This is a genomic window from Curtobacterium sp. TXMA1 (assembly GCF_020162095.1).
Lineage (GTDB): Bacteria > Actinomycetota > Actinomycetes > Actinomycetales > Microbacteriaceae > Curtobacterium.
This window is the reverse complement of the sequence record NZ_CP083910.1, coordinates 923,286-939,501: the sequence shown is the minus strand read 5'-3', so window position 1 is coordinate 939,501 and position 16,216 is coordinate 923,286. Positions and strand designations below refer to the sequence as shown.

Genomic DNA, 16,216 nt, shown 5'->3' with positions numbered 1-16,216 from the left:
TCGGTCGGCGCGCCCCGCGCAACGCTCCGCATTGCCGCTGAGCGGGGCGCGCCCGTCCGTCGTCGTGGTCGCGCTACGACTGCTGCGCGCGCTCCAGCACGAGCTCACGGACGCGCGCGGCGTCGGCCTGGCCCTGCATGGCCTTCATGACCGCACCGATGATCGCGCCCGCGGCCTGGACCTTGCCGTCACGGATCTTGGCGAGCACGTCCGGCTGGGCCGCGAGTGCCTGGTCGACCGCGGCGGTGAGGGCGGAGTCGTCCGAAACGACCTTCAGCCCACGGGCCTCGACGACCTGCGCCGGCGAACCCTCGCCCGCGATGACGCCCTCGAGCACCTGGCGCGCCAGGCGGTCGGTCAGGTCGCCGGACTCGACGAGTGCGATGGTCTCGGCGACGTGCTGCGGCGAGACGAGGTCCCCAGGGGTGGTGTCCTGCGCGTTCGCGACGCGGCTGATCTCACCCGTCCACCACTTGCGGGCGGCCTGCGGCGACGCACCCGCGGCCACGGTCGCCTCGACCTCGTCGAGCAGACCGCCGTTGACGACGTCCTGGAACTCGAGGTCGCTGAAGCCCCACTCGCCCTTCAGGCGACGGCGACGGGCGACGGGCGCCTCGGGCAGGGACGCCCGGAGCTCCTCGACCACGGCCGGGTCCGGCACGACCGGCAGCAGGTCGGGCTCCGGGAAGTACCGGTAGTCGTCCGCGTCCGACTTCGGACGACCGGCCGAGGTGCGACCGGTGTCCTCGTGCCAGTGACGCGTCTCCTGCGTGATCGTGCCGCCCGCGGCGAGGATCGCGGCCTGCCGTTGGATCTCGTAGCGGATGGCGCGCTCGACCGCGCGGAACGAGTTGACGTTCTTCGTCTCGGTCCGGGTACCGAGCTCCTCCTGCCCCCAGGGACGCAGCGAGATGTTCGCGTCGCAGCGCAGGTTCCCGCGCTCCATCCGGGCCTCGGAGACGCCCAGCGCGCGGACGAGGTCACGGATGACCTGCACGTACGCGGCGCCGAGCTCCGGGGCGCGGTCCTTCGCGCCGAAGATCGGCTTCGTGACGATCTCGACCAGCGGGACACCGGCGCGGTTGTAGTCGACGAGCGAGTACTCGGCACCCTGGATGCGGCCGGTGGCACCGCCGACGTGCGTCAGCTTGCCGGCGTCCTCCTCCATGTGGGCGCGCTCGATCGGCACCTGGAAGATCGTCCCGTCGGCCAGTTCGACCTCGACCTCGCCCTCGAACGCGATCGGCTCGTCGTACTGCGAGATCTGGTAGTTCTTCGGGTTGTCCGGGTAGTAGTAGTTCTTCCGGGCGAACCGCGAGGACTCGGCGATCGAGCAGCCGAGCGCGAGCCCGAGCTGGATCGAGTAGCGCACGGCCTGCTCGTTCACGACCGGCAGCGACCCGGGCAGCCCGAGGTCGACCGGGGTCACGTTCGTGTTGGGCTCGCCGCCGAAGAAGTTCGGGGCGTCCGAGAACATCTTGGTCTTCGTCGCGAGCTCGACGTGGACCTCGAAGCCGAGCACCGGCTCGAAGCGCTCGAGCGCCTCGTCGAAGTCCATCAGCGCGTCCTTCTGCGCCATCAGATCACACCTTCCTGCGCAGCGGACTGCTGAGACTGGTCGAGGTCCGGGATGCTGTCGATGAGCGGGCGACCCCACTGCTGCTCGAGCAGGCGCTCGAGCGCGGCACCGTACCGGTACAGACGGGCGTCCTCGCGCTGCGGGGCCATGAGCTGCACACCGGTCGGCAGGGAGTCCTCGGGCGCGAGGCCGTTCGGGATGCTCATGCCGGGGACACCGGCGAGGTTCGCCGGGATCGTCGTGAGGTCGTTGAGGTACATCGACAGCGGGTCGTCGAGGCGCTCCCCGAGCGGGAACGCCGTCGTCGGCGCCGACGGGCTGATGAGCAGGTCGACCTGGTCGAACGCGGCCGCGAAGTCGCGCTGCACCAGCGTGCGGACCTTCTGCGCGGAGCCGTAGTACGCGTCGTAGTACCCGGCGCTGAGCGCGTAGGTGCCGAGGATGATGCGTCGCTTCACCTCGGGACCGAACCCGGCCTCGCGCGTGGCGGCCATGACGTCCTCGACCGTGGCGCCGCCCTCGGGCGTGACGCGCAGGCCGAAGCGCACCGAGTCGAACTTCGCGAGGTTCGACGAGGCCTCTGCCGGCAGGATCAGGTAGTACGCGCTGATGGCGTAGGCGAACGACGGTGCGTCGATCTCGACGACCTCGGCTCCCGCCTGCTCGAGGATCGCCACCGTCTCCTGGAATCGCTGCGTGACGCCGGCCTGGAAGCCCTCGCCCCCCGCGAGCTCCTTGACGATGCCGACCTTGAGCCCACGGAGCGTGTCTGCCTGCAGGCCCTCGCGCGCAGCGGCGGCCATCGACGGCCAGGCGTCCGGGATCGAGGTCGAGTCCTTCGGGTCGTGTCCGCCGATGACGTCGTGCAGGAGCGCGGCGTCGAGGACCGTGCGGGACACGGGGCCGATCTGGTCGAGCGACGACGCGAGCGCGATCGCACCGTACCGGCTGACCCCGCCGTAGGTCGGCTTCACGCCGACCGTGCCGGTGACCGCACCGGGCTGGCGGATCGAGCCACCGGTGTCGGAACCGAGGGCGAAGGGTGCCTCGTGCGCGGCGACCGCGGCGGCCGAACCACCGCCGGACCCGCCGGGGATCCGGTCGAGGTCCCACGGGTTCCGCGTCGGGCCGTACGCCGAGAACTCGGTCGTCGAGCCCATCGCGAACTCGTCCATGTTGGTCTTGCCGAGCGGCACCAGGCCGGCGGCGCGGAGCTTGGCGACCGGGGTGGCGTCGTAGGGCGGTCGCCAGCCCTCGAGGATCTTCGACCCCGAGGTCGTCGGCATGTCCTGCGTGCACAGGACGTCCTTGATCGCGATCGGGACGCCGGCGAGCGCGCCGAGGTCGTCGCCCGCGGCACGGCGCGAGTCGATCGACTTCGCCGCCGCCAGGGCGTTCTCGTTGACGTGCAGGAACGCGTGCACGTCGCCGTCGACCGCTGCGATCCGGTCGAGGTGGGCCCGGGTGGCCTCGACGCTCGAGACGTCGCGCGCGACGAGGGCGTCGGCGAGGGCGGCCGCGCTGAGGCGGGTCAGGTCGTCGGTCACTGCTCTTCTCCCAGGATGGCCGTCACACGGAACCGTTCGCCGTCGGAGTCGGGCGCACCGGAGAGCGCCTGCTCCTGGGTCAGCGTCTGCCCCACCACGTCGGGTCGGGTGACGTTGCCGAGCGGCACCGGGTGGCTCGTCGCCGGGACGTCGTCGGTCGCGACCTCGGCGACCTTGGCGACGCTCTCGACGATGTGCGACAGCTCCCCGGTCAGCTTCTCGATCTCGTCGGGCGTGAGTGCGATACGTGCGAGGTTCGCCAGGTGGGCGACCTGCTCGCTCGTGATGTCAGGCATGGTGCTCCGTCGATCGGTTCGTGGAATGCGCACCAGTCTATTGGCCGCGTCCGGCGGCGGCGCCACGGTGGGCGGGGCTGTGGAGAACCGGTCTGGAGGCCCGGTGCCGGTCATCCGGACCGGCACCGCGCCTCCAGACCGTCACCTCCTGGTCGTCGTCACTCAGCCGTGCGACGGCGGCTGCTGGGCCGTCCCGCCCGTCGACGTCCCCTGGGCGCCACCCGTCCCGGTCGACGTCCCGCCGGCGCCAGTGCCCGGTTGCGACCCGGATCCGGCGGCGGCGCCCTGGGCGGGCGTGCCCGCCGTCGTTCCCGTGCCGGAGGACCCCGGAGCTGCCTGTCCCTGGGCCGGCTGTCCCTGGGCAGCCTGCCCCTGGGCCGGCTGTCCCTGGTCACTCGTCCCCGGCGCCGACGGGTCCCCGCCGGTCGCAGCACCCGACGCCGTCCCGTCGGTGGACCGCGGAGCGGAACCGATCATCGCCGGGTCGGGCTCGGGCAGCGCTCCCCCGCCGTACCGCTGGTCGAGCCAGGACATCATCGACCGTCCCACGCCGAACTTCGCGCTGTACCCGGTCGTGCCGTGCGGGAAGGAGACGTCCGCCAGGCCGACCAGTCCGGTGACGTTGCCGATCCACGTCGCGTTCGTCCACTTGGTGCTCGACGTGACGAGCCAGTTCTGCGTGTCGGCGTCGGTCGTGCCGGTCTTGGCGAACTTCGGGGTGGCGTCACCCGGGTTCGCCGAGGCCGCCGTGCCGTTGCCGGTCAGGACGCCCTGCAGCGCGTAGTCGACCGTCCCGGCGACCTCGGCGGAGACGCCCCGGGTGCAGCTCGAGGGGCTCGGCGTGATCGTGGTGCCGTCGGCCTCGCGCACCGAGTCGATGACGGTCGGCGTGCACACGACGCCGCCGTTCGCGAAGCCCGCGTACGCCTCGGCCAGGTCGATCGGCGAGAGCGGGTTGGTGCCGAGCACGGACGCCGGGTTCGACGCCGGAGCCGACCCGTCCGCCTGGTGGATGCCCATCGCCTGCGCCAGGCCCTTGATCTTGCAGAGGTCGAGCTGCTTCGCCATCGCGCCGAACGCGGTGTTGATCGACTCCGAGGTCGCGGCCTGGACGCTCATGCTCGCCGGGACGGCCTCGGCGTTCGAGACCGGCCAGGGGGAGCCGCCGAGGGCCTCGCACGAGTTCGTGAACTCGGACTGCTGGAACAGGTGCTCGCCCGTCGGCACCGACTCCGACAGGGTGTGTCCGGAGGCGAGCCACTCGGCCAGCGTGAACACCTTGTAGGTCGATCCGGTCTGGAAGCCTCCGGAGTTGCCGTAGGCGGAGTCGGCGTTGTAGTCGATCGCGGTCGCGCCGGGGCCGGCGTTGTCGCTCTGCGTGTACGTGGTGTTCTGCACCATGGAGAGCACACGGCCCGTTCCCGGCTCGACGGTGACGTTCGTGCCGCCGAGGTCGACGCCCGCCATCGTCGTCGGCACGTACGACGAGAGCGCGGATTGTGCCTGGGCCTGCAGGTCGAGGTCGAGCGACGTGTGGATCTCGAGGCCCATCGTGTCGAGGGTCTCGATGCGCTCCGCCGCGGTCTTCCCGAACGCCGGGTCCTGCAGCACCTGGTCGCGGACGTAGTCGCAGAAGTACCCGGCGTCGTAGGCACTCGCCGCCGCCGAGCACCCGTTCGCGGTGTCGGTGACGTGCGGCGTGATCGGGGTGGCCTTCGCCTGGTCGAGCTGCGCCTTCGAGATGTCGTGGTGGACGTACATCCGCTGCAGGACGTAGTCCCGTCGGGTCTTCGTCGCGGCGTAGCCGTTCGCCGCGCCGTTGTCCTTGTCGTCCGGCTCGTCGATGCGCAGGTTCGCGGGGTTGTTCAGGATGGCGACGAGGGTCGCCGACTGCGGGAGCGACAGGTCCTTCGCGTGCACGCCGAAGTAGTACTCGGCCCCCGCCTCGGCGCCGTAGACGCGGCCGCCGAGCCCGACGAGGTTCAGGTAGCCGGTGAGGATCTGGTCCTTCGTGTACTTCTTGTCGACCGCGATCGCGTAGCGCATCTCCTGCAGCTTGCGCTGCGGCGTCACCCCCGCGGCGTCCTGGTAGCACGCCGCGACCTTCGCCTTCGTGGCGGCCGCGTCCGCGCCGGTGAGCTGCTCGCACTGCTGCACGAGGACGTTCTTCACGTACTGCTGCGTGATGCTCGAACCGCCCTGCACGTCGCCGCCGACGACGGTCGCCGCGACGCCGCGGACGGTCCCGAGGACGTCGATGCCGCCCTCGTCCTCGAAGCGGGGGTCCTCGGTGTCGATCGCGGCGCGCTTGAGGGAGTCGGCCATCGCGTTCGATGCGACGTCGGTGCGGTTCTCCGCGTAGAAGGAAGCGATCTTGACCTGCTGCCCGTCCTTCGTCGCGTAGACCGACGACACCTGCTGCGGGGTCTGGATGTCGAGGTAGCTCGGCAGGTCCTCGAAGAACGACACCGCACCGGAGGCGCCCTCGCCCGCGACGGCGACCGCAGGGGTCACCGCGACCGCCACCAGCAGGCCCGCGAGGCCGGACATGGCGACGAAGGTCGTGAGGGCACCGGTCCACCGCATCGCACGCATGGCGGCACGGTACGGGTCGGGACTGGGGTCGTTCTGCCGTGGAACGGTCGGGGGCTGCGGCGGCGCACAGGAACGTCCACAGGGACGCCAACGGGGACGTGGGCAGGGACGAGCGCTGTGCGGAACGGGCTGGGTCGCCCCCCTGCCGGCCCCGGCCGCGACGGACCCCGCCGGGTCAGTCGCGGGGGTGCAGGTCCTGAGGACGCAGGAGGTACATGTCGGGCAGGGACTGCGCACCGCCGTCGCCGCCCTGGCCGCGTCGCGCCTGGTGCCGGACGAGGTCTCCGCGTCCGATGCCGATGAGGGCGACGTCGTGCAGCGAGGCGGTGCCGGGCTTCAGGTAGTCGTTGTGACCGATGGGCCGGCGGAACGCGCCTGCGTCCGTCCCGACGGTGTCCGCCGACAGGTCGAGGAGCGTCGACCCGAACCCCGCGGACCCCGGGTCGGTCCCGAAGTACCCCGAGCCGGCGATCGGGTCGCTGTGCGCGTCGCCGACGTAGACCTGGCCGGTCCGGACCGCGAGGTCCGCGGCGGACTGCACGTCGCTGCCCGGCGAGCCGAGCACCGTGAGGGAGTCCGCCTGCATGCGCCCGGACGACAGGGCCATCAGCGCCGTCGTCGACCCGTAGGAGTGCGCGACGACGTTCAACCGGGGTCGGTCGGCACCGCGGACGGCGTCGAGGCCGTCGACGACACGTTCGAGTCGGTCTGCCCCGGTGCGCGCGAGTCCGAGCGACAGGATGTTGGACATGTCCGGTGTGCGGTAGCCCATCCACGCGAGCACCGCCGTGCCCTCCGTCGAGTCGTCCGCTGCGACCCGACCGGTCCCCGTCGCGGCGAGTGCCGACACCGCCGTCTGCTCGTCGTACAGGTCGCTCGCGGTGTCCGTGAAGTCGTGCATCTGCCCGGTCACGGTGAAGAACATCCCTGGGACGACCACCGTGACGTCCCGTGCGCTCGCCAGGTCCCCGACCGCGATCGCCGCGCGCCCGGTGCCCCGGGTGTCGAGGACGACCAGGTGCCGCGGACCCTGGCCGGGCTCCTGGTGCAGGGCGTCCCGGACCTGCTCGAGCAGCGCGGTGCGGGTGGTGGTCCGACCCTCGTCGTCGGTCAGCTCGTCGTCGAGGGTGCTCCGGTTGGCACGGTCACGGACGTCGTACGGCACCCCGTCCAGGTTGCCCACGACCGCCGGGGCGAACGCGACCAGACGATCCTGGGCCGCAGCACTCAGCGCTTCCCACCACCGTTCGACCGAGACGGCCGTCGGTGGTCGGTCCTGGGCCGTCGCGAGCACCTGCTCGTCGGAGTCGGCGCGCACCAGGTCGTCCGGGCTGGCCGAGCCGAGCGCGTCGAGGAATGCTGCACCCCGCGCCACTGCCAGCGCGTCGACGTCGGCGGCGTGGGCACCGACCGGGGCCGACGGGACCTCGCGCAGGACGACCTGCGAGGCCGTGTGCGCACCATGCGGTTCCGGACCGGGCACGTCGGGGGCCTCGACCACTCCCATCGAGTGCATCGAGGCGGTGAGTAGCAGGGCCGCGGCGATGAGCAGCAATCAGGTCTCCCCGGGAAGGCCGTGTCGTCGACCCCCTCAGGCGACGATTGATGCCCTTTCGAGTGTAAGGAGAATGTGCTCGCGAGGGGATGCGTCCTGCAACTTGTCCCTCGAACTGGGTGCGCACTGCGGCTGCTCGCCTGCGGTCAGCGGCGCGTCGCTCACGGCGAGCCGCGACCCGCCGTGCTGCTCGACCGCGCGTTCAGTCCGCGTCCGACGACTCCGCTCCGTCCGTCTCGTCCGCTCCCAGTGCCCCGGGCCCCTCCGTCACGAGCAGCCGGAACTGCTCGGCGTCGATGATCCGCAACCCGAGCTGCTCGGCCTTGGTGAGCTTCGACCCCGCACCGGGCCCCGCTGCGACGAAGTCCGTCTTCTTGCTGACGCTCGACGCGGCCTTGCCGCCGGCGGCGATGATCGCCTCCTGCGCCCCCTCGCGGGTGTAGCCCTCGAGCGAGCCGGTCGCCACGACCGTGACCCCGCTGAGGACGCCCCCTTCGACAGCGGCACCGGGACCCGGGTGGTCCGGTGTGGTGAACTGCACACCGGCCGCGGTCCAGCGGTCGATGATCTCGCGGTGCCAGTCGACGGCGAACCAGTCGAGCAGTGCGTCGGCGATGATCCCGCCCACGCCGTCGACGGCCGCGAGCTCCTCGCGCGAGGCGTTCCGGATCCGGTCGAGCGACCCGAAGTGGTTCGCGAGCGCCCGAGCGGCGACCGGCCCGACGTGGCGGATGCTCAGCCCGACCATGATGCGCCAGAGGGGCTTCGTCTTCGCGGCGTCGATGTTCGCCAGCATCTCGAACGCGTTCTTCGACGGGTAGCGGCTCGGCTCCCCGGTGTACTCGGCGCCGCGCGCGTCGGGGTCGAACGGCGGGTCGGTCTTCTTGCGGGCACGGCTGAACGGCGTCACGCGCTTCGGGGTGCCGTCGTCGTCGGACTTCTCCATGCCCGTCTCGGCGTCCCGCACGATCACCTCGATGGGGACGATGTCCTCCATCGTCAGGTCGAACAGGCCGGCCTCGGTGACGAGCGGTGGCTGTTCCGGACGTAGTGGCTGGGTCAGCGCCGCGGCGGCGACCTCGCCCAGGCCCTCGATGTCGAGCGAGCCGCGCGAGGCGATGTGCTCGACCCGACCGCGGACCTGCGCGGGGCAGCTCCGGGCGTTCGGGCAGCGGAGGTCCTTGTCGCCCTCCTTCGCCGGGGCGAGGGGCGTGCCGCACTCCGGGCACTCGGCGGGCATCACGAACTCGCGCTCGGAACCGTCACGCAGTTCGACGACCGGACCGAGCACCTCGGGGATGACGTCGCCGGCCTTCCGGAGCACCACGGTGTCGCCGATCAGGACGCCCTTCGCCTTGACGACGTCCTGGTTGTGCAGGGTGGCCTGGCGCACGACCGAGCCCGCCACCTCGGCCGGCTGCATGACGGCGAACGGCGTCGCGCGACCGGTCCGGCCGACGCTCACGACGATGTCGAGGAGCTTCGTGTGGACCTCTTCCGGCGGGTACTTGTACGCGATCGCCCAGCGCGGTGCCCGTGAGGTCGACCCGAGCTCCTCGTGCAGGGCCAGGTCGTCGACCTTCACCACGACGCCGTCGATCTGGTGCTCGACCGACGCGCGACGCTCACCCGTGGACCGGACGAAGCCGAGCACCTCGTCCACGGTGTCGAAGACCCGGTAGTGCGAACTCGTCGGGAGGCCCCACGTCTGCAGCAACTCGTACACCTCGGACTGGGAGTGCACCTCGGTGTCGCGCTCGAGCTCGCGGACCGGCCAGGCGCCGATGCCGTGCACGAGCATGCGGAGGCGTCGCAGGCGGTCGACCATGAGCGCGCGCTTCGCCTCGGACTTGCCCTCCTCCTTCTGGCGCAACGACCCGGCGGCGGCGTTCCGCGGGTTCGCGAACACCCGTTCCCCCGCCTCGCGCTGCCGGGCGTTCAGCTCGTCGAACTGCGCGACGGGGAAGAAGATCTCGCCGCGGACCTCGACGATCGCGGGGTGCCCCTCGCCGGAGAGTCGATCCGGGATGGTCCCCATCGTCCGCACGTTCCCGGTGACGTCCTCGCCCACGACGCCGTCACCGCGGGTCGCCGCCGAGACGAGCCGTCCGTGCTCGTACCGCAGGTTGATCGCGAGCCCGTCGATCTTCAGCTCGGTCAGGAAGCGGACCCGCTCGGACCCGGCGTCGCGCTGGACCTTGTCGGCCCACTCGGTCAGCTCCTCGGGGCTGAAGACGTTGTCCAGGCTGAGCATCCGCTCGGCGTGCTCGACCGGCGCGAACTGCACGGTCTGGGCCTGGCCGCCGACGGTCTGCGTCGGGCTGTCCGGGGTGAGCAGGTCCGGGAAGCGCTGCTCGATCGCGTCGAGGCGACGCACCATCGCGTCGTACTCGCCGTCGGACACCGTCGAGCCGTTGCCCTCGTAGTACTGGTCGCGCAGCTCGTTGACGCGGACCCGCAGACGGTCGACCTCCTGCTGGGCCTGCGCGGCGTCGAGGTCGGCCGGGGCCAGCGTCTCGAACGTCGAGTCGGCGGAGTCGGGGGTCGTGTCGCTCATGCCTCAGTTCTACCGTGCACCGCCGACCCCGGACGCAGCGGGCAGCAGCACCCCGACGCAGCGCGCAGCAGCAGCCCGCCGCAGCACCCCGCCGCAGCAGCCGCAGCCCTCGGGCCGCACGCTCGGGGCGGGGCCGGCTCAGACGGCCGCGGGCACCGCCGACACCGTCCGGTCGATCGTGCACTGTCCGAGCACCCGGGTGCCGACGTAGACCACCGCGGTCTGCCCGGGAGCGACCCCCGACAACGGCTCGTCGACGTCGATCACGAGCTCGCCGTCGGCCACCCGCGCCGTCGCCGACACCGGGTCGGCGTGGGCCCGGATCTGCACGTCGCAGGCGAAGGACTCGGCCGGGTCGACCGGCGCCGTGCCCGCCCAGGTGAAGCGGGACCCGGCCATCGACCGGACGTCGAGGGCCTCCTTCGGTCCGACGACGACGGTGTTGTCCTTCGGCCGGATCTCGAGCACGAAGCGCGGCTTGCCGTCCGGTGCGGGGCGTCCGAGGTGCAATCCGCGCCGCTGGCCGACCGTGTAGCCCGTCGCGCCCTCGTGCTCGCCGACGACGGTGCCATCGCGCTCCACGACCGACCCCGGCTCGGCACCGACGCGGTCGGCCAGCCACCCGCGGGTGTCCCCGTCCGGGATGAAGCAGATGTCGTACGAGTCGGGCTTCTGCGCCACCGTGAGTCCGCGCGCCGCGGCCTCGGCACGGACCTCGTCCTTCGACGGGGTCGCACCGAGCGGGAACATCGCGTGCTCGAGCTGCTCGGCCGTCAGCACGCCGAGCACGTACGACTGGTCCTTCGCCCACGCCGCCGAGCGGTGCAGCTCACGCGCGCCGTCGGCCCCGGTCACGATCGAGGCGTAGTGGCCCGTGCAGACGGCGTCGAACCCGAGGGCGAGCGCCTTCTCGAGCAGCGCGGCGAACTTGATCCGCTCGTTGCACCGCATGCAGGGGTTCGGGGTCCGACCGGCCTGGTACTCCGCGACGAAGTCGTCGACGACGTCCTCCTTGAACCGCGCCGAGAAGTCCCACACGTAGTACGGGATCCCGAGCGCCGAGGCCGCCCGCTGCGCGTCCATCGAGTCCTCGATCGTGCAGCAGCCGCGGCTGCCGGTCCGCAGCGTGCCGGGCATCCGGCTCAGAGCCAGGTGCACGCCGACCACGTCGTGCCCGGCGTCCACGGCCCGCGCCGCGGCCACCGCCGAGTCGACCCCACCGCTCATCGCCGCAAGTACACGCATGCATCCAGGGTAAGCGCATCCCCCGACCGGGCCAGGCGTACCGTTGCTCGACGATGACCAGCACCACGAACGACGCCTTCGACCGCCGCGGCGTCCTGCTCTCCGGCTTCCTGCCCGCGGCGCTCTTCGCGATCGGCGAGGGGGCGATCATCCCGATCATCCCGATCGCCGCGGACTCCCTCGGCGCGAGCCTGGCGTTCGCGGGCTTCGTCGCGGCGCTCATCCTGGTCGGCGAGCTCATCGGCGACGTGCCCTCCGGCGTCGTGGTCGGACGGATCGGCGAGCGCAACGCGATGATCGGCGCCGCGGTGGTGTCGGTCGTCGGTCTGCTCGTCTGCGTCGTGTCGCCGAACGCCTGGGTGCTCGCGGTCGGGGTGTTCCTGGTCGGTGTCTCGACCGCGGTCTTCGCGCTCGCCCGGCACGCGTACATGACGACCGCGATCCCCCTGCGGATCCGGGCGCGCGCCCTGTCGAGCCTGGGCGGGGTGTTCCGGTTCGGCTACTTCGTCGGCCCGTTCGTCTCCGCCGGCGTGGTCCACCTGACCGGGACGACGCAGAGCGCCTTCTGGATCCACGTGGTCTGCTGCCTGGCGGCTGCGGTGGTGCTCCTCGTCCTGCGCGACCCCGCGACGGGCGCACGCGGTCTGCGGTTGCCGAGCCGGGCCTCCAGACCGGACGCACCGAACGCGACCGACACGACGGCCGCGCCGGACGCACCGGACGCAACCGACGAGACGCACGCGACCGATGCGCGCACCGCACCCGCGCCGCACCCGGACGAGCCGCCGACCGACACCGGCGCGCAGTTCGTCGAGCGCGAGGCACACGGCCTCTTCCGCACCATCCGCGAGAACCGGGCCGTCCTCGCCCGGCTCGGCAGCGGCGCGGCGCTCATCGGCGCGCTCCGTGCGGGACGCCAGGTGATCCTGCCGCTCTGGGCGGTCAGCGTCGGCCTCGACGACGCCTCGGCCGCGCTCGTCATCGGCATCGCCGGAGCCGTCGACTTCGCACTGTTCTACACGAGCGGGCAGATCATGGACCGCTGGGGCCGCCTCGCGAGCGCCCTCCCGTGCATGCTCGGGCTGGCGGTGTCCTACTTCCTGCTCGCGTGGAGCGGTCACCTCGACGCACGGGTCGGCTGGTTCGTCGCCATCGCGATCGGCATGTCGCTCGCGAACGGGGTCGGCAGCGGCATCCTCATGACGCTCGGCGCGGACCTCGCGCCCCGCGGGAACCCGGCGCCGTTCCTCGGCGCCTGGCGCTTCACGGGCGACTTCGGGTCCGCGGCGGCACCGCTGCTGATCTCCGGTGTCACCGCGGTCGCGTCGCTCGCATTGGCGAGCGGGGTGATGGGCGTGCTCGGTCTGGTCGGTGCAGGGGTGCTGCTGCGGTACGTGCCGCGGTACCTGCCCCGCCGGTTGCGCTGACGCCATCGGGTCCCGTCGGTCGCGTCGGTGTCGTCGGCGCGGCCGGGAGGCGCGGCTCACGTCCGCCCGCACGTCGCGCTCGGTAGACTGCCGCTGCTCGCGGGAGTGGTGGAATCGGTAGACACGCAGGATTTAGGTTCCTGTGCCCCAGGCGTGAGGGTTCGAGTCCCTCCTTCCGCACAGTCGTCCCCGATGCTGGGGGAAGTCACACCGCAGGGGGATGGGCCGACGCGCCCCGGGCGGTACCCTCGTCACGCGGGAGTCCCCCGTGACCTCGCCCGTCCACGACCGGAAGAACCATGCACTCCGTCGCACTCGCCCTGATCCCGTGGCTCGACCCGCAGTACATCCTCGACCACTTCGGGGCCATCGCCGTGCTCGTGGTCTGCGCCATCGTCTTCGCCGAGACCGGCCTGCTCATCGGCTTCATCTTCCCCGGCGACAGCCTGCTCGTCATCACGGGCCTGTTCGCCTTCGACCGCGGGGGCCAGATCGGCGGGATCCCCATCTGGGTGGCCGCGCTCATGATCGGCGCCGCGGCGTTCCTGGGCGGTGAGCTCGGGTACTACATCGGCAAGAAGGCCGGCCCCCCGATCTTCGAGCGCAAGGAGAGCGGACTGTTCTCGAAGGAGAACGTCGACCGCACGAACGCGTTCTTCCACCGCTTCGGCCCGCTCGCCGTCATCCTCGCGCGGTTCGTCCCCGTGGTCCGCACCTTCCTGCCGATCGCGGCTGGCGTCGGACGCATGAACTACAAGAAGTACTCGCTCTACAACGCGATCGGCGCGGTCGTCTGGGGCGTCGGTGTGACCTTCCTCGGGTTCTTCCTCGGCTACATCCCCCCGATCGCCTACATCGTGCGGAACTACATCGACGTGATCCTCATCCTCGCGGTGCTCGTCACGGTCGTGCCCGCGGGGCTGCACTACTGGCGGACGGCGCGGAAGGCGAAGCACGCCGCCGAGGCCGAGCAGGCAGCGGGCCAGCGCCCGGCCGACGGCCCCGCCTGGCCCACCGAGCGCTAGACGCGGGGCGAGGCGCTTGCCGCGTCGCGGCGCGTCGCGTCCGTGCAGGTTCGTCGCACAACGGGAAGCACCCCGTGCCGCGGAGTTCCGTGGCACGGGGTGCTTCCCGTTGTGCCGTCGTCGGATCGTGCCGCCAGACCCCTGCCGGCCCCAGACCCCTGTCGGCGTCGGACCCCTGGTGGCGTCAGACGCCGAAGTACTCCCGCACGATCGGCGCGATCCCGCGGAAGGCCTTCGACCGGTGCGACAGCGCGTTCTTCTCGTCGCGGGTGAGCTGCGCCGCGGACCGGTCGGCGTCGTCGGGCTGGAACACCGGGTCGTACCCGTGGCCGCCGTCCCCCACCGGCTCCGTCAGGACCTCACCGTTCCAGACCGCCTCGAACAGGTGCTCGGTGCCGTCCGGCGTGACGAAGGCCGCCGCGCAGACGAAGGCGGCGGTCCGCTCGACGACCCCGTCGAGGTTCGTCAGGAGCAGCGCGATGTTGTCCGCGTCCACGCGGGTGCCGGCGTACCGGGCCGAGTGGATTCCGGGCGCACCACCGAGGGCGTCGACCGCGATGCCGGAGTCGTCGGCGAGCGCCGGCAAACCGGTGTGCGCCACGGCCGCGCGCGCCTTGATGAGCGCGTTCGCCGCGTAGGTGTCCCCGTCCTCGACGGGCTCCGGACCGTCGTACCCGACGAGCTCGACGCCCTGTCCGAGCGCCTCGCCGAGGATCCCGCGCAGCTCGACGACCTTGCCCTGGTTGTGCGTCGCCAGGACGACGGTGTGCCCGGTCACGCCAGGCCCAGCACGTCGCGCTGGATGGCCGCGAGCGAGCGGTTGCCCGCGAGGCCGAGGTCGAGCAGCGTGTCCAGCTCGTCGCGGTCGAACGGCGCGTGCTCGGCGGTGCCCTGCACCTCGATGAACTTCCCGGAGCCGGTCGTGACGATGTTCATGTCGGTGTCCGCCGCGGAGTCCTCGGTGTAGGCGAGGTCGAGCATCGGCTCCCCCCCGACGATGCCGACCGAGATGGCCTGCACGCTGTCGGTGAGCGGCGTGGCCTTCTTCGCGATGAAGCCCTTGTCACGGCCCCACTCGATCGCGTCGGCCATCGCGACGTAGGCGCCGGTGATCGACGCGGTGCGGGTCCCGCCGTCGGCCTGCAGCACGTCGCAGTCGAGGACGAGGGTGTTCTCGCCGAGGCCCTTCATGTCGACGACCGCGCGCAGGGAGCGGCCGATCAGCCTCGAGATCTCGTGGGTGCGTCCGCCGACCTTGCCCTTGATCGACTCGCGCTGCATGCGCTCGTTCGTCGACCGCGGCAGCATCGAGTACTCGGCCGTCACCCAGCCGGTGCCCTTGCCGGCCATCCAGCGCGGGACGCCGTTCGTGAAGGACGCCGTGCACAGCACCTTCGTGTTGCCGAACGAGATGAGCGCGCTGCCCTCGGCCTGCGTGCTCCACCCCCGCTCGATGCTGACCGGACGGTGGTCGGAGGCGCTGCGGCCGTCGATGCGGGTGCTCATGGGGTCCTTTCGGTTCGGGGCAGCGTGATCGCCCCGGTCTGGAGGTGTCCGACGCTCGAGACCTCGGGACCGAGGAAGCGCCGGGCGAGCCGGATGAAGCCGTTCTTGTCGTCGCCGGTGGCCTCGAACGCGTAGGTCGGCGGCTCCGGGGTGGTGCGCTCGAGCCCGTGCTCGACGAGCCGGCGGTACACGTCGTTCGCGGTCTCCTCGGCGCTCGACACGAGCGTGACGTCCGGACCCATCACGTACTGGATCGCCGCGGACATCAGCGGGTAGTGGGTGCAGCCGAGCACGAGCGTGTCGACGTCGGCCTCGCGGATCGGGGCGAGGTACTGCGCTGCGACCTCGCGGAGTGCCGGCGACGAGGTGTCCCCCGCCTCGACGAACTCGACGAAGCGCGGACACGCGGCGAGTGCCAGGGTGACGTCGGCGGCAACGGCGAAGGCGTCCTCGTACGCCCGCGAGGCGATGGTCCCCACGGTCCCGATCACCCCGATGCGCCCGGTCCGGGTCTGCTTGACGGCAGCGCGGGCGGCCGGCTGGATCACCTCGACGACCGGGATGCCGTACGCCTGCTCGTAGCGTTCGCGGGCGTCGCGGAGCACGGCGGAGGACGCGGTGTTGCACGCGATGACGAGCGCCTTCACGCCCTGGTCGACGAGGTCGTCCATCACCTCGAGCGCGTACCGCCGGACGTCGGCGATCGGCTTCGGACCGTAGGGCGAGTGCACGGTGTCCCCGACGTACCGGATGCTCTCGCGCGGCAGCTGGTCGATGATCGCCCGCGCGACCGTCAGCCCACCGACCCCGCTGTCGAAGACTCCGATCGGTGCATCCGTCACCCCACCAGCGTACCGAGCCGCTCCCGCTCCGCCCGCCCGCTC

12 protein-coding genes and 1 tRNA gene are annotated in these 16,216 nt (G+C 71.8%); 3 read left to right on the top strand and 10 right to left on the bottom strand.

Annotated elements, in window-relative coordinates; all coding sequences use genetic code 11:
- Positions 1-73: 73 nt before the first annotated feature.
- The 7 genes from gatB to mnmA all read right to left on the bottom strand — a co-directional run bounded on the left by gatB (position 74) and on the right by mnmA (position 11,374).
- Positions 74-1,579 carry an Asp-tRNA(Asn)/Glu-tRNA(Gln) amidotransferase subunit GatB gene (gatB, locus tag LCG91_RS04490; RefSeq protein ID WP_224442633.1) on the bottom strand — a complete coding sequence of 502 codons (1,506 nt, stop codon included), beginning with the start codon at positions 1,577-1,579 and terminating at the stop codon, positions 74-76.
- The gene (gatA, locus tag LCG91_RS04485) at positions 1,579-3,126 is read right to left on the bottom strand and encodes an Asp-tRNA(Asn)/Glu-tRNA(Gln) amidotransferase subunit GatA (protein ID WP_058750424.1); all 1,548 of its coding nucleotides are present in this window, start codon (positions 3,124-3,126) and stop codon (positions 1,579-1,581) included. The genes gatB and gatA overlap by 1 nt, the downstream gene beginning before the upstream one ends.
- Positions 3,123-3,422, bottom strand: coding sequence for an Asp-tRNA(Asn)/Glu-tRNA(Gln) amidotransferase subunit GatC (gene gatC / locus LCG91_RS04480; protein ID WP_058728900.1), 300 nt, complete (start codon positions 3,420-3,422; stop codon positions 3,123-3,125). Before gatC ends, gatA begins: the two co-directional genes overlap by 4 nt.
- Before the next feature lie 162 nt (positions 3,423-3,584).
- Positions 3,585-6,017, bottom strand: a complete 2,433-nt coding sequence (locus LCG91_RS04475; RefSeq protein ID WP_224442632.1) for a transglycosylase domain-containing protein — start codon at positions 6,015-6,017, stop codon at positions 3,585-3,587.
- 175 nt (positions 6,018-6,192) lie between these two features.
- Complete coding sequence (locus LCG91_RS04470) at positions 6,193-7,572, bottom strand: alpha/beta hydrolase (RefSeq protein ID WP_224442631.1); 1,380 nt, start codon at positions 7,570-7,572, stop codon at positions 6,193-6,195.
- A gap of 202 nt (positions 7,573-7,774) precedes the next feature.
- Complete coding sequence (gene ligA / locus LCG91_RS04465) at positions 7,775-10,129, bottom strand: NAD-dependent DNA ligase LigA (RefSeq protein WP_224442630.1); 2,355 nt, start codon at positions 10,127-10,129, stop codon at positions 7,775-7,777.
- 138 nt (positions 10,130-10,267) lie between these two features.
- Positions 10,268-11,374, bottom strand: a complete 1,107-nt coding sequence (gene mnmA, locus LCG91_RS04460; protein WP_224442629.1) for a tRNA 2-thiouridine(34) synthase MnmA — start codon at positions 11,372-11,374, stop codon at positions 10,268-10,270.
- A gap of 53 nt (positions 11,375-11,427) precedes the next feature.
- Here mnmA and LCG91_RS04455 point away from each other — a divergent pair, with 53 nt between their 5' ends.
- The 3 genes from LCG91_RS04455 to LCG91_RS04445 all read left to right on the top strand — a co-directional run bounded on the left by LCG91_RS04455 (position 11,428) and on the right by LCG91_RS04445 (position 13,826).
- Positions 11,428-12,801, top strand: a complete 1,374-nt coding sequence (locus tag LCG91_RS04455; RefSeq protein WP_224442628.1) for an MFS transporter — start codon at positions 11,428-11,430, stop codon at positions 12,799-12,801.
- A 99-nt stretch (positions 12,802-12,900) separates the two neighbouring features.
- Positions 12,901-12,981, top strand: a tRNA-Leu gene (locus tag LCG91_RS04450).
- 119 nt (positions 12,982-13,100) lie between these two features.
- Positions 13,101-13,826, top strand: coding sequence for a DedA family protein (locus tag LCG91_RS04445; RefSeq protein ID WP_058728895.1), 726 nt, complete (start codon positions 13,101-13,103; stop codon positions 13,824-13,826).
- A 184-nt stretch (positions 13,827-14,010) separates the two neighbouring features.
- Here LCG91_RS04445 and rdgB read toward each other — a convergent pair whose 3' ends face one another.
- From rdgB to murI, 3 genes are read right to left on the bottom strand one after another with little or no spacing between them, the layout of a single operon-like run.
- Positions 14,011-14,604, bottom strand: a complete 594-nt coding sequence (rdgB, locus tag LCG91_RS04440; RefSeq protein ID WP_224442627.1) for an RdgB/HAM1 family non-canonical purine NTP pyrophosphatase — start codon at positions 14,602-14,604, stop codon at positions 14,011-14,013.
- The gene (rph, locus tag LCG91_RS04435) at positions 14,601-15,332 is read right to left on the bottom strand and encodes a ribonuclease PH (protein WP_137766749.1); all 732 of its coding nucleotides are present in this window, start codon (positions 15,330-15,332) and stop codon (positions 14,601-14,603) included. The genes rdgB and rph overlap by 4 nt, the downstream gene beginning before the upstream one ends.
- Positions 15,329-16,174 (bottom strand): glutamate racemase, encoded by an 846-nt coding sequence (murI, locus tag LCG91_RS04430; RefSeq protein WP_058728892.1) that lies wholly within the window; start codon positions 16,172-16,174, stop codon positions 15,329-15,331. Before murI ends, rph begins: the two co-directional genes overlap by 4 nt.
- Positions 16,175-16,216: the final 42 nt, after the last annotated feature.